Origin of the sequence: Caballeronia sp. AZ1_KS37, assembly GCF_023631165.1 — a bacterium.
Lineage (GTDB): Bacteria > Pseudomonadota > Gammaproteobacteria > Burkholderiales > Burkholderiaceae > Caballeronia > Caballeronia zhejiangensis.
Map to the genome: position 1 here is coordinate 270,067 of NZ_JALQDP010000038.1, position 20,094 is coordinate 290,160.

22 protein-coding genes are annotated in these 20,094 nt (G+C 64.5%); 8 read left to right on the forward strand and 14 right to left on the reverse strand.

What is annotated here, in order from left to right:
* Positions 1–46: 46 nt before the first annotated feature.
* The 11 genes from NCS00_RS26900 to NCS00_RS26950 form a co-directional block, all read right to left on the reverse strand.
* Positions 47–742, reverse strand: coding sequence for a GntR family transcriptional regulator (locus tag NCS00_RS26900; protein WP_008346667.1), 696 nt, complete (start codon positions 740–742; stop codon positions 47–49).
* Positions 743–799: 57 nt separating this feature from the next.
* Positions 800–1,198 (reverse strand): oxalurate catabolism protein HpxZ, encoded by a 399-nt coding sequence (gene hpxZ / locus NCS00_RS26905; RefSeq protein ID WP_250441454.1) that lies wholly within the window; start codon positions 1,196–1,198, stop codon positions 800–802.
* A complete protein-coding gene (locus NCS00_RS26910) occupies positions 1,198–1,857 on the reverse strand; it encodes a cysteine hydrolase family protein (protein ID WP_033535797.1) in 660 nt (219 codons plus the stop codon). The genes hpxZ and NCS00_RS26910 overlap by 1 nt, the downstream gene beginning before the upstream one ends.
* 4 nt (positions 1,858–1,861) lie before the next feature.
* The gene (locus tag NCS00_RS26915) at positions 1,862–2,860 is read right to left on the reverse strand and encodes a formamidase (RefSeq protein WP_008346670.1); all 999 of its coding nucleotides are present in this window, start codon (positions 2,858–2,860) and stop codon (positions 1,862–1,864) included.
* A gap of 14 nt (positions 2,861–2,874) precedes the next feature.
* Positions 2,875–4,470, reverse strand: coding sequence for an ABC transporter ATP-binding protein (locus NCS00_RS26920; RefSeq protein ID WP_250441455.1), 1,596 nt, complete (start codon positions 4,468–4,470; stop codon positions 2,875–2,877).
* Between the two features lie 2 nt (positions 4,471–4,472).
* Positions 4,473–5,165: a biuret amidohydrolase gene (gene biuH / locus NCS00_RS26925; protein ID WP_008346673.1), complete on the reverse strand. Its 693-nt coding sequence runs from the start codon at positions 5,163–5,165 to the stop codon at positions 4,473–4,475.
* A gap of 25 nt (positions 5,166–5,190) precedes the next feature.
* The gene (locus tag NCS00_RS26930; protein ID WP_008346674.1) at positions 5,191–6,117 is read right to left on the reverse strand and encodes an ABC transporter permease; all 927 of its coding nucleotides are present in this window, start codon (positions 6,115–6,117) and stop codon (positions 5,191–5,193) included.
* A complete protein-coding gene (locus tag NCS00_RS26935) occupies positions 6,110–7,225 on the reverse strand; it encodes an ABC transporter permease (RefSeq protein ID WP_250441456.1) in 1,116 nt (371 codons plus the stop codon). The genes NCS00_RS26930 and NCS00_RS26935 overlap by 8 nt, the downstream gene beginning before the upstream one ends.
* A 22-nt stretch (positions 7,226–7,247) precedes the next feature.
* On the reverse strand, positions 7,248–8,345 hold the full coding sequence (locus NCS00_RS26940) for a BMP family ABC transporter substrate-binding protein (RefSeq protein WP_250441457.1): 1,098 nt from the start codon (positions 8,343–8,345) through the stop codon (positions 7,248–7,250).
* The gene (atzF, locus tag NCS00_RS26945; protein ID WP_250441458.1) at positions 8,342–10,174 is read right to left on the reverse strand and encodes an allophanate hydrolase; all 1,833 of its coding nucleotides are present in this window, start codon (positions 10,172–10,174) and stop codon (positions 8,342–8,344) included. Before atzF ends, NCS00_RS26940 begins: the two co-directional genes overlap by 4 nt.
* 205 nt (positions 10,175–10,379) lie before the next feature.
* The gene (locus NCS00_RS26950) at positions 10,380–11,222 is read right to left on the reverse strand and encodes a formate/nitrite transporter family protein (RefSeq protein WP_008346682.1); all 843 of its coding nucleotides are present in this window, start codon (positions 11,220–11,222) and stop codon (positions 10,380–10,382) included.
* Positions 11,223–11,367: 145 nt separating this feature from the next.
* Between NCS00_RS26950 and NCS00_RS26955 the strand changes: the two genes are divergently transcribed.
* From NCS00_RS26955 to NCS00_RS26970, 4 genes are all read left to right on the forward strand, one after another.
* On the forward strand, positions 11,368–11,655 hold the full coding sequence (locus tag NCS00_RS26955) for a DUF6566 family protein (protein ID WP_175981646.1): 288 nt from the start codon (positions 11,368–11,370) through the stop codon (positions 11,653–11,655).
* 138 nt (positions 11,656–11,793) lie between these two features.
* The gene (locus tag NCS00_RS26960) at positions 11,794–12,873 is read left to right on the forward strand and encodes a glycosyltransferase family 4 protein (RefSeq protein ID WP_175981644.1); all 1,080 of its coding nucleotides are present in this window, start codon (positions 11,794–11,796) and stop codon (positions 12,871–12,873) included.
* Positions 12,874–12,913: 40 nt separating this feature from the next.
* Positions 12,914–13,969 (forward strand): glycosyltransferase family 4 protein, encoded by a 1,056-nt coding sequence (locus NCS00_RS26965; RefSeq protein WP_250441459.1) that lies wholly within the window; start codon positions 12,914–12,916, stop codon positions 13,967–13,969.
* Complete coding sequence (locus NCS00_RS26970; RefSeq protein ID WP_250441460.1) at positions 13,970–15,778, forward strand: HAD-IIB family hydrolase; 1,809 nt, start codon at positions 13,970–13,972, stop codon at positions 15,776–15,778.
* A 51-nt stretch (positions 15,779–15,829) separates the two neighbouring features.
* On the opposite strand, the gene NCS00_RS26975 is transcribed toward NCS00_RS26970, so the two are convergent.
* The 3 genes from NCS00_RS26975 to NCS00_RS26985 all read right to left on the reverse strand — a co-directional run bounded on the left by NCS00_RS26975 (position 15,830) and on the right by NCS00_RS26985 (position 18,140).
* Positions 15,830–16,936, reverse strand: coding sequence for an NADH:flavin oxidoreductase/NADH oxidase (locus tag NCS00_RS26975; RefSeq protein ID WP_250441461.1), 1,107 nt, complete (start codon positions 16,934–16,936; stop codon positions 15,830–15,832).
* 101 nt (positions 16,937–17,037) lie between these two features.
* A complete protein-coding gene (locus NCS00_RS26980) occupies positions 17,038–17,772 on the reverse strand; it encodes an LrgB family protein (RefSeq protein WP_008346692.1) in 735 nt (244 codons plus the stop codon).
* A complete protein-coding gene (locus tag NCS00_RS26985) occupies positions 17,769–18,140 on the reverse strand; it encodes a CidA/LrgA family protein (protein ID WP_008346694.1) in 372 nt (123 codons plus the stop codon). The genes NCS00_RS26980 and NCS00_RS26985 overlap by 4 nt, the downstream gene beginning before the upstream one ends.
* Before the next feature lie 373 nt (positions 18,141–18,513).
* On the opposite strand from NCS00_RS26985, the gene NCS00_RS26990 reads away from it, so the two are divergent.
* The 4 genes from NCS00_RS26990 (at position 18,514) to NCS00_RS27005 (ending at position 20,091) form a co-directional block, all read left to right on the forward strand.
* Positions 18,514–19,020: a ferritin-like domain-containing protein gene (locus tag NCS00_RS26990; protein ID WP_008346696.1), complete on the forward strand. Its 507-nt coding sequence runs from the start codon at positions 18,514–18,516 to the stop codon at positions 19,018–19,020.
* 61 nt (positions 19,021–19,081) lie between these two features.
* The gene (locus NCS00_RS26995; RefSeq protein WP_008346698.1) at positions 19,082–19,591 is read left to right on the forward strand and encodes a hypothetical protein; all 510 of its coding nucleotides are present in this window, start codon (positions 19,082–19,084) and stop codon (positions 19,589–19,591) included.
* An 87-nt stretch (positions 19,592–19,678) separates the two neighbouring features.
* On the forward strand, positions 19,679–19,897 hold the full coding sequence (locus NCS00_RS27000; protein ID WP_008346700.1) for a hypothetical protein: 219 nt from the start codon (positions 19,679–19,681) through the stop codon (positions 19,895–19,897).
* Complete coding sequence (locus NCS00_RS27005) at positions 19,894–20,091, forward strand: hypothetical protein (RefSeq protein WP_008346702.1); 198 nt, start codon at positions 19,894–19,896, stop codon at positions 20,089–20,091. The genes NCS00_RS27000 and NCS00_RS27005 overlap by 4 nt, the downstream gene beginning before the upstream one ends.
* Positions 20,092–20,094: the final 3 nt, after the last annotated feature.

The window sequence follows — 20,094 nt, forward strand, 5'->3', positions numbered from 1 at the left end:
GGAGCGGCTGATTCCGCACGTCTGCGTCCGCTACATTCCCGTTCGCTCAGTCGACGAAAGGCAGCTTGCGGTCGCGCGCTTCCGTCAGCATGGAAACGGTGATCTTGCGCACTTCCAGCTTGCTTTGCGTGATATGCGCGCGCAGCAGCATCGCCGCTTCGCCGCACTTGCCGCGATCGATGAAGCGCAGCATTTTCGCGTGCTCGTCGTAAGTTGCGCTAGTGCGATGCGGCTTCAAGAAATCCAGCCGCCGCACGATGCGGATGCGCTCCGTCACTTCGTTATGCACGCGCAGCATCTCGCCGTTGCCGCTTGCGCGCACGAGTCCGCGGTGAAAGTCCTCGTCCAGGCGAAACATCGCGACGGGATCGCTTTCCTGCGCATCGGGCGAAACGCACCACACCGACTTGAGCGCATCCACTTCCGGATGCGGTGGCGCGCTGCTCGCGAGTTTGTCGAGCGATGCGGTCTCCAGCACGATTCGCAAGTCATACAACTGATCGAGCTGCGCGAAGTTGATCTCCGACACCTTCCAGCCACGCCTGAAACCGACTTCGAGATAGCCTTCGCGCAGCAGGCGGAACAGCGCGTCGCGCATCGGCGTACGCGACACCCCGTAGTATTGCGCGATGTCGGTCTCCGAGAAGCGGTCGCCGGGAAACAGGCGAAAGCTGAAGATGTCCTGCTTCAACTGCTGATAAACCTGCTCGGCAAGCGGATTGGCGCTCTGAATGGCGCGCACGGCACTGCGCTCCGTGAGTTTGGGCGAGTTGATTCGATGTCTCCGTGTAATGCCTCTTCAGGGCGTTTCGATCAGGCTCACGTGCGCCGCGACGATGGTCCACCCCGCGAACGCATTCGATGCATGGCCGATGCGCGCCCACGTCTGCATCTGACGTCCGAGCAAAGGCGTGGCATCGCTCGTGAATTCGGTGCTGACCGAAGCGTAATCCGTGCCGAAAGTCGTGACCACCGTTCGATGCAAACGCCGCGAACGCGGCACCGGCGCGCACGTCTCGCGCCAGCGGCGAATTTCATCGCCGCCATGCTGCACTTCGGCGATGCCGTATCGTACCGTTTCCGGCGCGTGCCAGAAGAGCGCGTTCATGGTAGCCACATCGTTATCGACGAGCGCCTTCTCATAGGCGATGAACGCGCGCTCGACTTCAGCCACCGTTTCCGGACGATTCAGTTCCATCAATTCTCCAGCACATCGGCGAGCGTGGCCGTCCATCCGACGATGCCGCCCTGCGAGCGAATCATCTCGATGGTCGCAGTCTTGAACGACGGTATGTAGCTCGCCGTCGCGTCTTCTATCAGCACGCATTCGTAGCCGCGATCGTTCGCTTCGCGCATGCTCGTCTGCACGCATACTTCGGTCGTGACGCCTGCGAACACGAGATGCGTGATGCCGCATCGCGCAAGCTCTTCGCCGAGGCGCGTTGCGTAAAAGGCGCCTTTGCCGGGCTTGTCGATGACGATCTCGCCCGTAATGGGCGCGACCGCATCGACGATGGCGTTGCCCGGTTCGCCGCGAACGAGAATGCGGCCCATCGGTCCCATATCGCCGATGCGCGCTCGTGGCGCGCCGCGCAGCCGCTTCGCATCCGGACAATCGGAGAGATCGGGCGCGTGCGATTCGCGCGTATGCACGACGAGCCAGCCGCGATCGCGCGCATGTTCGATCAGTTGCGCGACGGTCGGCACGATCGACGTCAGCAGCGACACATCGTTGCCGAGCGCTTCGCCGAAGCCGCCCGGCTCCACGAAGTCGCGCTGCATGTCGATGACGATCAACGCCGTATGCGCTACATCGAACGTGAACGGAGACGGTCGGGCGCGGGTCAGGGTAGGCATCGCGTCAGCCCTCGTATCGGCGTTCGGGTTTCGAAAAACCGCATGACGTCCCGTCTTTCACGACGACTTCGTCCTCCCACGGCAGACGATATTCGCCACGCACCATGTCCTGCATGAACGTGTAAGGACAATCCTGCGCGCCGCCCTTCACGGCGACATAGCCGCGATGTCCGAACTGATAGATGTTGTTTTCGACGCCCCAGTGAATGCGGGCTTCGCGCACGAGATCGGGGCGCATTTCACAGGTGATGATCTCATCCGGGCGATGACTGCCTTCGACCAACACCGTGCCGTCGAAATCGCAGAACATGCCTTCGCCCATCGAGTCGAACGTGCCGTCGCTGCCGCACAGACACACGCTCGCGGTCTGCGCGAGATTCTGGAATGCGTTCGACTGATTGGTGATTTGCCAGGCATGGCGAATGGGCGCGGTATAGCCCGCCGTGCGCAAGATGATTTCCGCGCCCTTGTAAGCGGCTTCGCGCGCCATCTCCGGAAACATGCCGTCATGACAGATGATGAGCGAGAGCTTCGCGCCCTTCGGCCCGATGCACACCGGCACGCCGAGATTGCCCGGCTCCCACGGCTCGACGGGCACCCACGGATGCATCTTGCGATAGTAGAGTCGCACCTCGCCCCGATCGTCGATGATGATCCCGCTGTTATAGGGATTGCCGCCTGGATTGCGCTCCATGATCGAGAAGCATCCCCAGATGCGATGCTCGATGCACGCCGCCTTGAACGCGGCAACTTCGGGACCGTCGAGCGAGCACATGATGGCATCGTTCGTATCCATCGACAGGCCGTGCAGCATGTATTCGGGAAACACGACCAGATCCATCGACGGATTGTTGCGGCGCGCCTTGCCGATCAGTTCGACGATGCGCCGTGTCTGCGCGGCCAGTTGCTCCGGGGTGGCGACAGCCGGATTCTGCAACTGCACGAGACCCACGACGATGCCTTGCGGCGACTTGTTCAATCCACCGAGACCGCTCGAACTCATTCTTCCTTGCTCCTTTATGCGTGAACGGCGAGCGGCTCCGACGCAGCGCGCGTGGCGCTTTCGACATGACCCGCCATGTGTCTTCCCAACGCGACGCGATCCGCGCCGCTCGCAGCCGTTTCGTGTACCAGCCGCCCTTCCGCGATCACCGCGATGCGATCCGCCAGTTCCAGCAGTTCATCGAGGTCTTCGCTGACGAGCAGCACTGCGGCGCCTGCATCGCGTGCGGCGAGAATGCGCGCGTGGATGTCCGCGACCGATGCGAAGTCGAGTCCGAATACGGGATTCGCGACGATCAGCACATCCACCGCTTGCCCGAGCTCGCGCGCGAGCACGGCGCGCTGCACGTTGCCGCCCGACAACGTGCCGATGGCGCGCGCCGGCACCGGCGGTTTCACGTTGAACTCGGCGATGAGACGTTCGGCGCGTTCGCGCATCGCACGGCGATCGAGACGCCAGCCGTGACGCTTCATCGGCGCACGGTCGAAGTCGCGCAAGGCGAGGTTGTCCGCGATGCTCATGTTCGCGACGCACGCATTGCGCAGCGGTTCTTCGGGGAGCGCAAATACGCGCAGCCGCGTCATCTCTTCACGCGTCGCGCGGTATGGCTCGCCATGCATGCGCATTTCACCGCTTTGCACGCGGCGCTGGCCGACGAGCGCTTCGATCAGTTCCTTCTGCCCGTTGCCCGATACGCCCGCGATGCCGAGTATCTCGCCCGACTTCACGCTGAGCGAAACGTCGCGCACCGCCCGATGTCCACGATCATCGACGACGTTGAGACTGGACAGCGCGAGACGCACGGGCGAAGCCGCATCGAGCGGCTTGCGTCCGGGCTGCATTCCGGCGAGTTTGGGATCGTCCTGCTTCGCGGATTCACCGCCCACCATCCACGCGGCGAGCTTGTCGCGGCTCGTATCCGCGACCGCGCTCGTCCCGACGAGCCTGCCCTTACGCAACACGGTCACGTCGTCGGCATACGCCATCACTTCGCGGAACTTGTGCGTGATCATCAACACGGTCAGCTCGCCGCGCGTGGCGAGATCGCGCATCAGGCCGAGCACTTCGTCTGCTTCCTGCGGCGTGAGCACGGACGTGGGTTCATCGAGAATGAGGAAACGCTGCTGCAAATAAAGCTGTTTCAGAATCTCGAGCTTCTGCTTTTCTCCTGCGGCGAGACCGGCGACGGGCGCATCGAGAGGCAGACGAAAGGGCATCGAACGCATGAAGGCATCGAGCGCGGCACGTTCCTTCGGCCAGTCGATCTTCCACGGCAATCGCCCGCGCGCGAGCAGCAAATTCTCTTCGACCGACAAGCCCGCCGCCAGCGTGAAATGCTGATACACCATGCCGATGCCGAGCGCCTGCGCATCGCGCGGCGACGCGATTCTCACCTGCCGCGCATCCGCGATGATCTCGCCGTGATCGAGCACGCCATAACCGACGAGCCCTTTCACGAGCGTACTCTTGCCCGCGCCGTTTTCGCCGAGCAGCGCATGCACGGTGCCCGCGCGCACTTTGAGCGTCACGTCGTCGAGCGCGGTGAAAGCGCCGAAACGCTTCGTCGCGCCGAGCACTTCCACGCTCATCGCTTTGGTCGGTGCGTTCATGGTCAGCGTCCCAGCGTCGCGAGCAAAGCCTTCGAATCCGACACCGTGCCGAATACGCCGCCCTGCATCAGCACCATGTTGAGCGCGGCGTCGTGATTGCCCTGATCGGTCGCGCCGCAACAATCCGCGAGAATGGTGCATTCGAAGCCGCGATCGTTCGCTTCGCGCATCGTCGTGTGAACGCAGACATCGGTCGTGATGCCCGTGAGCACCAGATTCACGATGCCGCGCGTGCGCAATACCATTTCGAGGTCCGTTGCGCAGAACGAGCCTTTGCCTGGCTTGTCGATGACGATCTCGCCTTCGATCGGCTTCAGTTCATCGATGATTTCCCAGCCCGGTTCGCCGCGCACGAGTATCTTGCCGCAGGGTCCTTCATCGCCGATGCCGATGCCGTTCGTGCCCGCGCGACGGCTTCTCCATCGCTTGTTGGCGGGCAAATCCGACAGATCGGGCCGGTGCCCTTCGCGCGTATGAATGATCGTGAAGCCTTGCTCGCGCATCAGCGTGAGTACGTTCCTGATCGGTTCGATGGGCGCGCGCGTCATCGAGAGGTCATAGCCCATCTTGTCGACATAACCGCCGATGCCGCAAAAGTCCGTCTGCATGTCGATGATGACGAGCGCGGTGTTCTCCGGCCGCAGATTGCCGTCGTAGGGCCACGGATAGGGACGTGCTTCGATGAAGCGGCTCATGTGTTCGACTCCATGAAAATAGGGTTCAACGCGTGAGACTCAGTTCGCCGGGCGCACCCGCGAGCGTGCGGTCGGGACGGCAATTGACGATCATGATGACGAGCGTGAGGACGTAAGGCGCCGCATTGAAAAGGTAGTAACCGCTCGTCACGCCGATGGCCTGCAACGCGGGTCCGAGCGCGCCCGCTGCGCCGAAGATCAGCGCGGCCCACAGGCATCGCAACGGCTGCCAGCGCGCGAAGATGACGAGCGCGACGGCCATCAGGCCTTGTCCGCTCGACAAGCCTTCGTTCCAGCTTCCCGGATACACCAGCGACAGATACGCGCCGCCTACGCCCGCGAAGAAGCCGCCGACCGTCGTCGCGAGAATGCGAACGCGCGTGATCGGATAACCCATCGCGCGGGCGCTTTCCGCGTTCTCGCCGACGAGACGCAAAGCCATGCCCCAACGCGTATGTCGCAAGCCCCATTGCAACGCGAACGCCAGCGCGACGCCGATGATGAAGAGCGGATTGACATGCAACGCGTTATGCAACTGCGGCGACGATGCCCAAGCACCGAGATCGATCGATGACAACATCGGCGCTTGCGGCTCGATGAACGGCTTGCCGAGATAGAACGCCAGGCCGGTGCCGACCAGCATCAGCGCGATGCCGAACGCGATGTCCGACACGCGCGGCAACGAGCACACGAGACCGTGCAGGCAGCCGAGCAGCAACCCCGCGCAGCCGGCCGCGAGCACGCCGAGCCACGGCGAGCCGGACAGATACGCGGCCGCATAACCGGTCATCGCGCCGGATACGAGAATGCCTTCGAGGCCGAGATTGACGCGCCCGCCCTTCTCCGTCAGACATTCGCCGATGCTCACGAACAAATAAGGCGTGCTCACGCGGATGGCGCCCGCGAACAACGACAGCAGCAGCACCGCGACGGGTGAATGTGCATCAAACATGAGTGCCCTCCAGTCGAACCGACGAGCGCGCGACGGTCATCGCCTGCAGCCTGATGCGCCACGCCGCGAGACGACTGCCCATCGCTTCCCACGCGAGCAGGTTGGCAAAGAGCAGACCTTGCAGGACGAGCGTGGTAGCATCGGGCAGACCCAGGCGGCGTTGCAGAAGCGAGCCGCTCGCTTCGATACCGCCGACGAGCACCGCGCACAGAATGATCGCCAACGGGTTCTGACGCGCCGCGAACGCCACGAGAATCCCCGCATAGCCGTAACCCGCCAGCAGCGATGCGTTCGCGCTGCCCTGCACCGCCGCGACTTCGAACATGCCCGCGAGACCGGCCGCCGCGCCGCCCATCGCGCAGGCCGCGATCGCGAGCTTGTTCACCGGCAGCCCGACGAGCTTCGCCGCATGGTTGTTGCCGCCCGCGATGCGCATCGCGAAGCCTTTGGTGCTGTGGCGCACGAAGACCCATGCCGCGACGCACGCGAGCGCCCCCCAGAACAAGCCCCAATGCACATCGAGACCCGGCAACGAACCGATCGAGAACGCGTCGGGAACGGGCAGCGTCGAAGGCTTGTTGAGACTCGCGGGATCGCGCAACGGTCCTTCGACGAGATGCTTGAACAATGCAATCGCGATATACGACATCAACAGACTGCTGATCGTCTCGTTGACGCCGCGCAGTTGCCGCATTGCGCCGACCGCGCCGATCCACACGCCGCCCGCGATCATGCCGGCGAGCGCCATCAACGGAGCGACGACGAACCACGGCATCGCGGCAGGCACGACCGTCGCCACGACCGCCGATGCGAGTCCGCCGAGCGCGAGCGCGCCTTCGCCACCGATCACGATCAGCCCGACCTGCGCAGGCAACGCGACGCACAACGCGGTGAGCATCAGCGGCGCGGCGCGCAGCAACGTGCTCTGCCACGCGAACGACGAGCCGAATGCGCCTTGCGCGATCAGCACGAGCGCATCGTTGGCGGGCTGGCCCTGCACGAGCAGGAATAGCGAGAACAGCACCAGCGTGCCGATGAGCGCGCACAACGTCGGCAAAGCGGGCAATGCGCCCAGCGCCACGCGCGGTAACAGAGGATAGGAACGCATGCCGGCTCCGCGAAGGAATGAATCAGATCTGCCCGACGACGCCCGCGACGAGATAGTTCATGCTTTCCAGCTTGATATCCGTCTGCGCGTAAGCCGTGCCCGATGCGATGGCACTGCCGCCCTTGTTGTCCTTCATCGGGCCTTTGAAGATCACGTAATCGCCCGCGGCCATCTTCGTCTTGATGGCGTCGGCATTGGACTTCGCATCGGCCGTGACTTTCGCGCCGTAGGGCGACATCTTCACGAAGCCTTCCTTCAGGCCGCCGCGCAGAATGTTGGGCTGCGGCTTGCTGGTCTGCGCATCCGTGACGAGTTCCTTGAAAGGCGTCGCCCAATCCCACTCCGCGCCCGTCAGATAACCCTTCGGCGCAAGCGCGGCCTGACTCGCGTGATAGCCGCAACTCATCGCGCCGCGCTTCTCCGCCGTTTCGATGACGACCTTCGGACCGTCGACGTGACAGGTCAGCACATCGCATCCCTGATCGACGAGACTGTTGGCCGCTTCGGCTTCCTTGACCGGCATCGACCAGTCGCCGGTGAAGATGACGTGCGTGGTGATAGACGGATCCACCGATTGCGCGCCGAGCGTGAATGCATTGATATTGCGCAGCACTTGTGGAATCGGCTTGGCGGCGACGAAACCGAGCTTCTTGCTCTTGCTCGCGTGTCCCGCGACGACGCCGTTGAGGTACTGACATTCATCGATATAGCCGAAGTAGCTCGCGATATTCGGCGGATTGCCCTGCTTCCACAAACCGCCGCAATGCGCGAAGCGGACCTTCGGATACTTCGCGGCCATCTTCAGCACATGCGGATCGAAATAGCCGAACGAAGTCGCGAAGATGAGCGTCGCGCCGTCCTGTTCGATCATCGCTTCCATCGTCTTTTGCACGGCCACGGTCTCGGGCACGTTCTCTTCCTCGACCACCTTCACGCCCGGCATCTTCTTGATGATCGCGGCGGCCTGAGCCTGCGCCTGGTTATAGCCGTAATCGCCCTTCGCGCCGACATAGATCACGCCGACGGTGAGATTGCTTGCGCCGAAGGCGAGATCGAAGGGCAGCGCGCTGCCGAGCGCGAGCGCGCCCGCGCCTTGGATGAACTGGCGGCGATTGGTCATGATGTAGCTTCCTGTTTGAGTTGATCGCTGGATGAAGAGACGAGGCTGTGCCGATACGCGCGCCAGCCGCCGAAGGAAGTGATGTCGCGTGCGCCGCTGTCCGGCGCGACGGCGGCCGGTTCGCAGATGAAGCCTTTGACGATGCGGCCATCGGCGGTCGTGACCGTGCCGATACCGAGCGGCGCGGGAATCGCCGCGACGAATGCGCCGAAGGTCCGCATAGGCATCTCCCATATCTCGATGGCGATCGCGGCACCCTCGTTTTCGGTGCGCACGAGTCCGGGCTTCGGCGGCTGCGTATCGGCTAATGCGTAGAGCGTGTAGTGCGGCGACGTCATCGTTTCTTCGATGAACCGCGCGCCCGCCTGCTTCATCTGCCATTCGAGCGGCATGCCGCGCAGATGTGCGCCGACTACGGCGAGCTCGATGCTTGGCTCCTGGATCGGCAGCGGATCGATGCTGGCATCGGAAAGTGCCTGAATCTTCGCGCCCATTGCCGCGAGTCTCCGATCCGCGCCCGCTGGCCCAATGAGCGTGATGCCCGCGGGCAAGCCATCGGCGCGCGGCGGTCCCGGCACGGCGAGCGCGCACAGGTCGAGCAGATTGACGAAGTTCGTATAGACGCCGAGACGGCTGTTCACTTCCACCGGGTTCGCCTGCACTTGCGCGATGGTCGGATGCGTCGGCGTCGTGGGAACGATCAGGATGTCGAACGTTTTGAACAACGCTTCCGCCTCCCGCTTCAGCAGCGTGAGTTCGTATTGCGCGTTGAATGCGTCGGCGGCGGAGAATGCGTCGGCCTTGCCGATCACTTTCGCTACGGTCGGATCGATGTCATCGCGGTTCGTGACGAAGAAATCGCCCAGCGCCGCGCGGCGTTCCGCGACCCACGGACCGTCGTACAGCAACGCGGCCGCGCGTTGCATCGGCGCGAAGGGAAACGTCGCGGGTTCGAGTTGCAGACGATCCAGCGTCGCCGCGAAGGCGTCGGCCGCGTGCGTGTCGCCGAAGAATTCCAGCGTGTCGGGAATCGCGACGCGCGGCGCATCCGGCAGCAAGCCGAGCGCTGCGACGCGGCGCGAATATCCGTCGAGCGCATCGAAAGTGACCATCTGCTGCAGCACGATCCAGGCATCGGCGACGTCGTGCGCGAAGATCGATAGCGTATCGAGACTCTTGCACGCGGGCACGACCCCGCGCTTGCTGACGAGCCCCAGCGACGGCTTCATTCCGACGATGCCGTTGAAACCCGCCGGCACGCGGCCCGAACCTGCGGTATCGGTGCCGAGCGAAAACGCGACGATGCCCTGCGCCACCGTCACCGCCGAACCGGAACTCGATCCGCCCGACACATATTCCGGATGACTAACTTGTTGCACGGCGCCATGCGGCGAGCGCGTGCCGACGAGCCCGGTCGCGAACTGATCGAGATTCGTCTTGCCGATGAGCATCGCGCCCGCATCGATCAAGCGCTGCACGGCGAACGCCGTTTCGCCGGGCGTATAGGCGAACGCCGGACATGCGGCGGTCGTCGGCAAGCCCGCAATGTCGATGTTGTCCTTCACCGCGAACGGCACGCCGAATAAAGGCTTGCGCTCGAAGATCGCGGGTCCGGCTTCGGCGAGCTCGCGTGCAAGCGACGCTGCCGTCGTTTGCAGATCCGCTGCCGGAACGACGAGCGTCCATGCTTCCGGGCGATCACTCGCTTCGATGCGAGCAAGCGTCGCTACGGCGATTCGCTGCGGGTCGGTATCGCCGCGCGCGTACGCATCGAGAAGTGCGCGAACGGTGAGCGGTGCGTGATCGTCGGCAGATGCGGTCGCGTTCATGAGTTCAATCTTGAATACAAGTTGAACGCACAATGCACTGTCCGTGCCAGTGACAGATTCCGCCGTTAAATCAACGATTTGGCATCAGCGTCGCGACTAGCGGCGACCGGGCGTGATCCACGCCGGTTCAGCAATGACCCAGCCGTGTGCGATAAATCCCGCTGACGGTGCAGCGGTCCACGGCTCCGGGCCGACAGAGTCCGCGTTACTGCGTGTCGCCGATTTCCGGCGCGATGGCCGCATGGTTGACGATCGCGACCATCGATATCCCGCCGATCATGTTCCCGAGAAGCGTCGGCAGCAGGAACACGCCGAAGTAATCGCCGATGCTCGCGGCGTGCGTCATCACGGCATACGCGGCCTCGGCCGAACTGGCGATGACGTGCGTCAGCTTGCTCACGCCGACGGTGTAAGTCACGAGCAGGATGGTGAGCAGGCGCGCGGACCGCGCGCTCGGCAAGAGCCAGACCATCAGCGCGATCAGCCAGCCGGCGAAGACGGCGCGTACCAGTGTGACGCCGAAGCCGGCGCTGAAAGGCGCACGCGCGACCTCCGCGAGCGCCGCGTTGACGTCGGGATCGAACACGTCCTTGAACTGCAGAAGCGCGGCGAATACGGCCGTTCCGACGAGATTGGACAACAACACGATCGACCATAGGCGCAGCGTTTTACCCACTGTGCGCAAGTCACGCCGCGTGAGCACGGGCAGCACCGCTGTCAGCGTGCTCTCGGTGAAAAGCTGCTGACGCCCGAGGATGACGAACACGAAGCCGATCGTATATCCCAGGCTTGCAATCAGATGCTGCGATTTGGATGCAGGCAGCTCGCTTTGCAAGATCGCCTGAACGAGAAAGGAGAAACCCATCGAAAGACCGGCCGCGAGCCCGGACCATATGAGCGCCGAGGCCGTGCGCTCCATCGCGGTTTCGCCCTCTTCGCGCACGATTTCGTGGATGACGAGCGCATGCGGCGTCGAATGATCCGCGGCTTGCTCGCGCTGATCGTGGTCGAGGTGGGGCGACTCGGCGCCTGCTTGCGATTCGGACATTGACTCTTCTCCTGAGGCCGCTGCTGCGTGCGTCGTGCACGATGCGATGCGTGCTTACAGCAGATTCGATGCCTGTCGGGCATAGGGCCTGCTGCTGCGACCTCGTTCACCCGAAACAACCGATCCAACCGATACAAGACCGACGATGAAAACCGAGACCTTTTCCCTTGGCGGCTACGACGTCGAGGTATCGACGAAACAAACGCCAACCGGCGACTGGACACCCGAGCTGCGCGTCACCCGCAACGGACGGCCGGTCGCTCTGCCTCAAGTCGAGACGGTCGAACCCAACTGGCTGACGAGCGCGGAAGCGCTGCGCGGCGGCGTCGAGCAGGCGCGCCGGCTGATCGATCGATATCTCGCCGGCCACGACAATCAGCACACCGGCGGCGCAATCGGCCATCCGGCGAAGCCCGGCGTCCAGGACAAATGATCTGAATCGCGGCGGCGACGTGCCTGCTTCGAGCGCGACCCGCGATCGTCGCGCGTGTGGCCCTTCGATTGCTCGGCGAGCTTATCCGTCATCCGCAAGCAATCGGGCTTGCAGCGAACGGCCCGCAAGGACCGCAAAATGAAGATCGCACAAGTTGCACCGCTCTATGAAAGTGTTCCCCCCAAAGCCTATGGCGCGACCGAACGCGTCGTTTCCGCGCTGACGGAACAACTCGTCGCGTGGGGTCACGACGTCACATTGTTCGCTGCGGGCGACTCCAAGACCCGGGCGCGCCTTCGCGCGACACATCCGGTGGGACTCTGGCGTGACGAACGCGTGTGGGATACGACGAGCCATCATCTGCGTCAGCTCGACGCCGTCGTGCGCCGGTCCGCGCAGTTCGACCTCGTCCACTTCCACGGCGAGCCGTTTCATCTGCCATTGCAGCGGTATATGTCGTGTCCGTCGCTTACGACCGTGCACGGCCGACTGCTCGTGCCCGATCACGGTCCGCTCTACGAGGCTTATCCCGATGCGCCGCTCGTTTCCATCTCGGACAGCCAGCGCAAGGACACACCGCACGCCAACTGGATCGGCACCGTGCATCATGGCCTGCCGCTCGATGCCATGCGCTTCTCTCCGAACGGCGGCGACTATCTGCTTTTCGTGGGCCGCATGATGCCCGAGAAGGGAATCGAGCGCGCCGTCGAGATCGCGCGGCGCGCGGGGCTGCCACTCAAGATCGCCGCGGCCGTGCATCCCGGCGAACGCGCGTGGTTCAGGGAAGAGATTTATCCGATGCTGGAGGCCTCGCAATCGTTCGTCGAATATCTCGGCGAAGTGGGCGGCGAGACGCGCCTCGAACTCTTCTCCCACGCGCGTGCGTTGATGTTTCCGATCGGCTGGGAGGAGCCCTTCGGCCTCGTGCTCATCGAGGCGATGGCTTCCGGCACGCCCGCGATCGCTTTCCGGCGCGGTGCGGTGCCGGAGATCGTCGAGCATGGCGTGACGGGTTTCATCGTCGACGATGTCGAACAGGCCGCGCGTGCAGTGCAGAAACTCGGCACCATTCGTCGCAACGATTGCCGGCGCAGCTTCGAGCGGCGCTTCAGCGCCGAGCGCATGACGCGCGATTACCTCGCGATTTATCGCACGCTGCTCGCGGATCCAGCGCGAGGCGGCGAGGAATGGGCACCCGGCGACCCGATGCAGGCATGACGATTGCCGTTTCCGGTTGCATTCACTCGCATAACTGGCCATGCGCATCGCTCAGGTTTCCACTCTTTATGAGAGCGTGCCGCCGCGACGTTACGGCGGCATAGAGCGCGTCGTGTCCTGGCTCACGGAAGAACTCGTGAAGATGGGACACGACGTCACGCTCTTTGCAAGCGCCGACTCGCGCACACGCGCGAAGCTCGTCGCGAGTTCGGACTGCGCCGTGAGACTGCTCGAAGACACCGCCGATCCGCAAGCCTTCCACTTCGCGATGCTCGAGGACGTCGTGCGCGCGTCCGGCGATTTCGACATCGTGCATTTTCATACGGACTACATGAGCTTTCCGTACGCGCGCCGGCTCGATGCCGCGCACGTTACGACGCTTCACTGGCGGCTCGACGTGCCCGGCCTCGACGCGCTTTACCGGCGTTTCGCCGATGTGCCGCTCGTGTCCATCTCCGATGCGCAGCGCGAGCCGATGCCGTGGGCCGGCTGGACCGCGACCGTGCATCACGGCATGCCCGCGGCGTTGCTGCCGTTTCAGGCGCGGGCGGAACGGCATCTCGCGTTCGTCGGACGTATCGCGCCATCGAAGGGACCGGACGCGGCCATCCGCATCGCGCGGCGGGCGAACGTGCCGCTCAGGATCGCGGCGAAGATCGACGAAGCGGATCGCCCCTACTTCATTCGCGATGTCGAACCGCTCATCGAGGCGCCGCACGTCGAATTCGTCGGCGAACTCGACGATCACGGCAAGCGCGGACTGCTCGGCCATGCCCGCGCGATGCTCTTTCCGATCGCCTGGCCGGAGCCCTTCGGCATCGCGATGATCGAAGCGCTGGCGTGCGGCACGCCGGTCATCGCGTTCGGGCGCGGTTCGGTGCCGGAGATCATCGAGCATGGCGTGAGCGGGTTCATCGTGCGCGACGAGGACGAGGCGGTCGACGCCGTCGCGCGATTGCCGGAGATCGACCGGCGCGCATGCCGCGCGCGCTTCGAGCAGTTTTTCACGGCGGAGCGCATGGCGCGTGCTTATGTCGAGGTCTACGAGCGGCTCGTGCGCGAGCGCACCGCGCGGCTCACATTGACGGAGGTTTGAATGCGCTGCATGGTGGTTGCAAGCGATTACGACGGCACGCTGGCGCAGCATGGCCGCGTCGATGAAGCGACGTGGCGCGCCGTCGACCGGCTGCGCGAATCCGGCCGCCATATGGTGCTCGTGACCGGCCGCGAACTCGACGATCTGCTGAGTCTGTGCGACGGCATCGACCGGTTTTCGTATGTGGTCGCGGAGAACGGCGGCGTGCTCTATCACCCGGCGACGCGCGAACGCACGCTTCTCGCGCCGCCGCCGCCCGCCGCGTTCGTCGAAGCGATGCGGCAACGCGGCGTGAAGCACCTGAGCGTGAGCGAGACGCTCGTCGCCACATCGCGCCCGTACGACGAACAGGCGCACGAAGCGATCCGCGAACTCGGCCTCGATCTGCACGTCGTGTTCAACGGCGACGCGGTGATGATTCTCGCGCCCGGCATCAGCAAGGCGACGGGGCTCGATGCCGCCCTCGATGCGATGGCGCTCTCGCCGCGCAATGCCGTCGGCGTCGGCGATGCGCAGAACGATCATCCGCTGCTGGACGCGTGCGAGTTCGGCGCCGCGGTCGGCAACGCGCTCGATGTGCTGAAGGCGCACGCGGATATCTGTCTCCAAGGCGTCGCCGGGGCGGGCGTCGCGGAACTCATCGACAAGATTCTGGCCGACGACCTCGCACACCTGAGCCGACGCGACGCGCGGCACAACCTGCTGATCGGGCATCGCACCGTAAGCGGCGATGGCGGCGATGAAGACACCGCCGAAACGCTCGAACAGCAAGGCACCGTCGCGCTGCTCGCCGGGCAGTCGGGCGGCGGCAAGTCGACCTTGTTGACCGGACTCATGGAGCGTCTGTGCGCGGCGGGATATCAGTTCTGCGCGCTCGATCCGGAAGGCGATTTCGACAACCTCGAAAAGACGCTCGCCATCGGCAATGCGGAGCACGCGCCCAAAGGCGACGACATCATGAAGTTGCTGCGCCAGCCGCGCCAGCCTGTCGTCGCGAATCTGATGCACGTTGCGTTCGCCGAGCGGCCTTCGTACTGCGCGGAACTGCTCGCCGAGCTGCAATCGACGCGCGCGCTCAACGGGCGGCCGCACTGGATATTGTTCGACGAGGCGCATCAGCTTTTCCCGAACGCCGCGAACGCCGCCGACGAAACCCTGCCGGAGCAACTCGGCCCGGCCATTTTCGCGACGGTGCATCCGAACGCGATCTCGCAGCGCGTGCTCGAACGCGTCAACGTGTTCATCGGCGCAGGTCCCGGCGCCTGGGAAGCGCTCGAGGAGTTCGCGCGCGCCGCGGGCATCGCGATGCCGCGCCGGCTATCGGACGCGCCCGAAGTCGGTCAGGCGCTCGTCTGGCGGCGCGAGCCGCTCAGCGGCGACGCCTGGGGCGATCCGCGCATCGTTCGCGTGGAGCCGGCCAAAACGCAGCGTCGCCGTCATGTGCGCAAATATGCGGCGGGCATGCTTATCCCCGAGCGCAGTTTCTACTTTCGCGGGCCGGAGAATCGGCTCAAGCTGCGCGCGCACAACCTCACGCTTTTCCTCGAACTGGCCGATGGCGTCGATGAAGACACATGGCTCTTTCATCTGCGGCGCGGCGACTATTCGACGTGGTTCCGCGATGTAATCGGCGACGCCGAACTCGCCGACGAAACCGCCGCCGTCGAGCGCGAACATCGGGATTCCGCCGAGGAGAGCCTCGCTGCGATCACCCGTCTCGTGCAGGTGCGCTATACGCAGCCCGAGAATCCGGTGTTGCCGAACGTGCTCGCGCCCGGCGCGAAGGGCGGCGAACGAACGCCGCCATGAGAACCGGCTTGCAAGCGTCGCTCCCTTCGAGCGCGCGACCGCATCGCACGATCAGTCTTCTTCGAAGAGATGCCGGTACTGATGCGGCTGCGAGCGCAGATACTGCTTCGGCGCGCGCACCTGTGCGCCCAGCTCCGCCGCGGCGTGCCACGGCCAGCGCGGGTCGTACAGGGCCGTGCGCGCGAGCGCGATCATGTCGGCATCGCCGGTTCCGACGATGGCCTCCGCCTGTTCGATGCCCGTGATCAGCCCGACCGCGATGACCGGCATCCCGACCGCCTGCTTCACGGCGCGCGCGAGCGGCACCTGATAGCTCGGCCCGACCGGAATCTTCTGCGCCGGATGAAGCCCGCCGCTCGATACGTGAACGGCATCGCAGCCGCGCGCTTCGAGCGCTTTGGCGAATGCGACGGTCTGCTCGATGTCCCAGCCGCCTTCGACCCAATCGGTGCCGGACACGCGGATCGTCACCGGCCGCTCGGCGGGAAATGCGGCGCGCACGGCGTCGAACACTTCGAGCGGAAAACGCATGCGGTTCTCGAGCGAACCGCCGTATTCATCGTCGCGCCGGTTCGACAACGGCGACAAGAACTGATGCAGCAAGTAGCCATGCGCCGCGTGGATCTGAACGAGATCGATGCCGAGACGCGCCGCGCGCGTGGCGGCCGCCGTGAACGCATCGCGGATGCGCGCGAGTCCGGCCGCATCGAGCGCGACCGGCGGCGCTTCGCCGTCCTCATAGGCGACGCTCGAAGGCGCTTCGGTCTGCCAGCCATGCGCGTGATCGGCTGGAATCTGGGCGCCGCCTTCCCACGGCACATCGGTCGATGCCTTGCGTCCCGCGTGACTCAACTGGATCGCGACCGGCATGTCCGACCATCGCCGGATGCCGTCGAGCGTGCGCTTCAGCGCCGCTTCGGTTTCGTCGTTCCAGAGACCGACATCCGCATATGTGATGCGTCCCTCCGGCAGCACGGCCGTTGCTTCGATGGTGAGCAAGGCCGCGCCGGACAGCGCGAGCTGACCGAGATGAATCAGATGCCAGTCGTTCATGCAGCCGTCTTCGGCGGAGTACTGGCACATCGGCGCGATCACGATGCGATTGGCGAGGGTCAGATTGCGCAAGCGCGCAGGTTGGAACAGTGCAGGCTGTGACATGGACAGGTTCCTTGGCGGTTGTGACGTCGCGAGGGCGCGACTCATGCCGTCGTCGCCAGCAATGGCTATTCCGTGCGACATTCAAGCCGGGCGCGCGGACATCACAGCAGCTTCGACAACACAGGCAGCAGAACGGGCACGACGAACGCGGTAAACACGCCGTTCAGCCCCATGCCGAGGCCGGCGAACGCGCCCATCTCTTCGCTGACCTGAAAGGCGCGCGCCGTGCCGATGCCATGCGACGCCACGCCGAGCGCGAAGCCGCGCGCCTCGACGTCGGAAACGCGCAGCACATTGAGGATACCCCGCGCGGTGACGGCGCCGAACACGCCCGTCGTGATGACGAGCACCGCCGTCAGCGAAGGCACGCCGCCGATCTCCTTCGCCACGGCCATCGCGATGGGCGTCGTCGCGGACTTCGGCGCGAGCGATGCAATCGACTGACGCGACGCCCCGAGCAAGGCCGCCACGGACACGGCGGATACGATCGCGGTCAGCGAGCCGGCGGCGAGACTCACGAGAATCGGCCACGCGAGCCGCTTCAGATTCGCCCACTGCCGATAAAGCGGCAACGCCAGCGCGACCGTGGCCGGCCCGAGCAGAAAATGCACGAACTGCGCGCCGTCGAAATACGTTTCGTAGGCCGTGCCGCTCGTCTTGAGCACCACGACGACGATGGCCACCGAAATCAGCACCGGATTGGCGAGCGGATTGAAGCGGCACGCCGCGTAGATGCGCTGCGCGATGAGGTACGCGAGCAGCGTGATGGTAAGGCCGAGCAGCGGCGTGGCCGCCAGATAGACCCAGATCGCTCCGAAGTGCGGCACCGGGATCATGTGCGGTCTCCGTGTTCATGGGCGACGCGGCGGCGGCCGCGCAGCATCGCACGCATGACGAGCGCGGTGACGGCGATCGCGAGTGTGGTACTGACTGCAACGGAGAACACGACGGCAAGCACGTCGCCGCGCAGCGCATGCGCCGACACCATGATGCCGACGCCCGCCGGCACGAACAGCAGAGACAGGTGCCGGAGCAGTTCGAGCGCCGTGGGTTCGAGCGTGGCCGCGGCGGCCGGACGCAATGCGCAGTATCCGGCGAGCAGAAGCATGCCGATGACCGGGCCGGGCACCGGCAGGCTGAAGAGATAGGAAAGCCCTTCTCCGAGACACTGGAAAACGAGCAATGTAGCAATTGCGGCGAGCATGGGAAAAACTCCTGGTGCGTGCGATGTTCATGCCTTCTTTCGGCAGCGGACGAAGCGTACCCGAGATGCTCGGGAAGCGCGTGACTCGCCCGCACATCGGGCACGGGCTGGTCGATCCATCTGCCCCGCTCGATGCGACTTTGTGCAAAAAAAAGGCCCGCCTGAAAACGGCGGGCTGAAGCCACGGAAGATAACGCGCCATTCAAGGCGCGCTTAAAGTATCGCGCTTTATTTTCATGTCGCAACAGTACGAAGGGCATCCTAACTATTCGTCGTCATGCCACGAACATGCGCGGCATGACGATTGCGAGTCATCGGGCAGCGCGAAGCGCGATTGCTTCGCTCATCCGTTCACATCGATCCGGGAGACACCATGGCTCAACCGACCGAACACCTGCTCGACTGGCTTCGCGACGCGCACGCGATGGAACAGCAAGCCGAGCAAATGCTGCGCGCGCAGTCCGGGCGCCTCGAGCACTATCCGCAACTGAAGGCGCGTATCGATCAGCATCTGGAAGAAACGCTGGACCAGCAGAAGATCGTCGCCGCGTGCATCGAGCGGCTCGGCGGCAGCACATCGACGGTCAAGGATCTTGCCGCCAAGATGATGGCCTTCGCGCAAGCGGCGGGCGGCATGACGATGACCGACGAAGTCGTGAAAGGCGCCATCATGAGCTATGTGTTCGAGAACATGGAGATCGCGTCCTACACCTCGCTGATTGCGGCAGCGACGCGCTGCGGCGATGCCGAAACCCGGGCCGCGTGCGAACGGATCCTGCCTCAGGAGCAGGCAATGGCGCAATGGCTGCTCGAACACATCCCTTCCATCTCGACCGAATATCTGGACCGCTCGGCATCCGGTCAGGAAGCGAAGAAATAAGCCTTGCAGGAGGCTTCGACATGTTCGTTCATCCAGTCGTCATACCTAGCCGGAACACACCATGAGCCAGTATCCCGCGACCGACAACCAGCAAGCGAAGGGCCACTCGCTTGCCCGTGGACTCGCATTCTTCAGTCTCGCATTGGGAACCGCCCAACTGCTTGCGCCCCGTACCGTCGCACGCATGTCCGGCCTGCGCGTCAGCCCTGGCCTCGTCAGGCTGTATGGGCTGAGAGAGATTGCCTGCGGCATCGGCATACTTTCGTCGCGCGATCCGTCTCCGTATCTGATGGCGCGCATCGGCGGCGACGCGCTCGATCTGATGACCGTGGCGACGGCGCCACGCGAACGCCGGCAAGGCGCGCACACGCGTGCGCTCGGCGCCTTGCTCAACGTCGCGGGCGTCACCGCGCTCGATGCGCGCGCGGTGACTTCGCTGTCCGATGACCGGGCGCGGCAGCGCAGCGAACGCTCGGAGCATTACGCCCAGCTTTATCTTGACCGCACGGGCTTTCCGCGTCCGGCGGACGAGATGCGCGGCGCAGCGCGAAGCGATGGCAACGGCGCCTGAGTGCGGAGTCGGCAATGCATGCGCTCGTCACGCTGATGGAATAACGCTTGCTCGATCTCACTACCTTCAGCCAATCGAGCGATCACCATGACCCACTTCTTCTTGCCTGCATCGCAGTACACAGCGCGTCTGCCGCTGCTTCAATGGTTGTCGGCTCCCGACGAGGATGCCGACGACGATCTCGACGACGTCCTCGACGAAACCGGCGAGATCACCAACCGCAGCAATGGCAAGAGCGGCACCGATACCACGGCGGAACCCGATCCCAAGCCGGACAACCATCAGGCATCGACGAGGCAATCATGACCGACGAACAGACGCCGCAGCATATCGAAGGGCAGCCGGTGCCGGGACACACCGAGAACATCCCGGCGAACCCGAAGGAGCCGGCGCCGCGCGGCCCCAACGAGGATCGCGCGCCGGACGCCGGTCCCGCTACCAAGCCGGGAACACCGCCGGGCACGCAAAGCGAAGGCGACCGCCTGAAGTCACCCGACTGACAT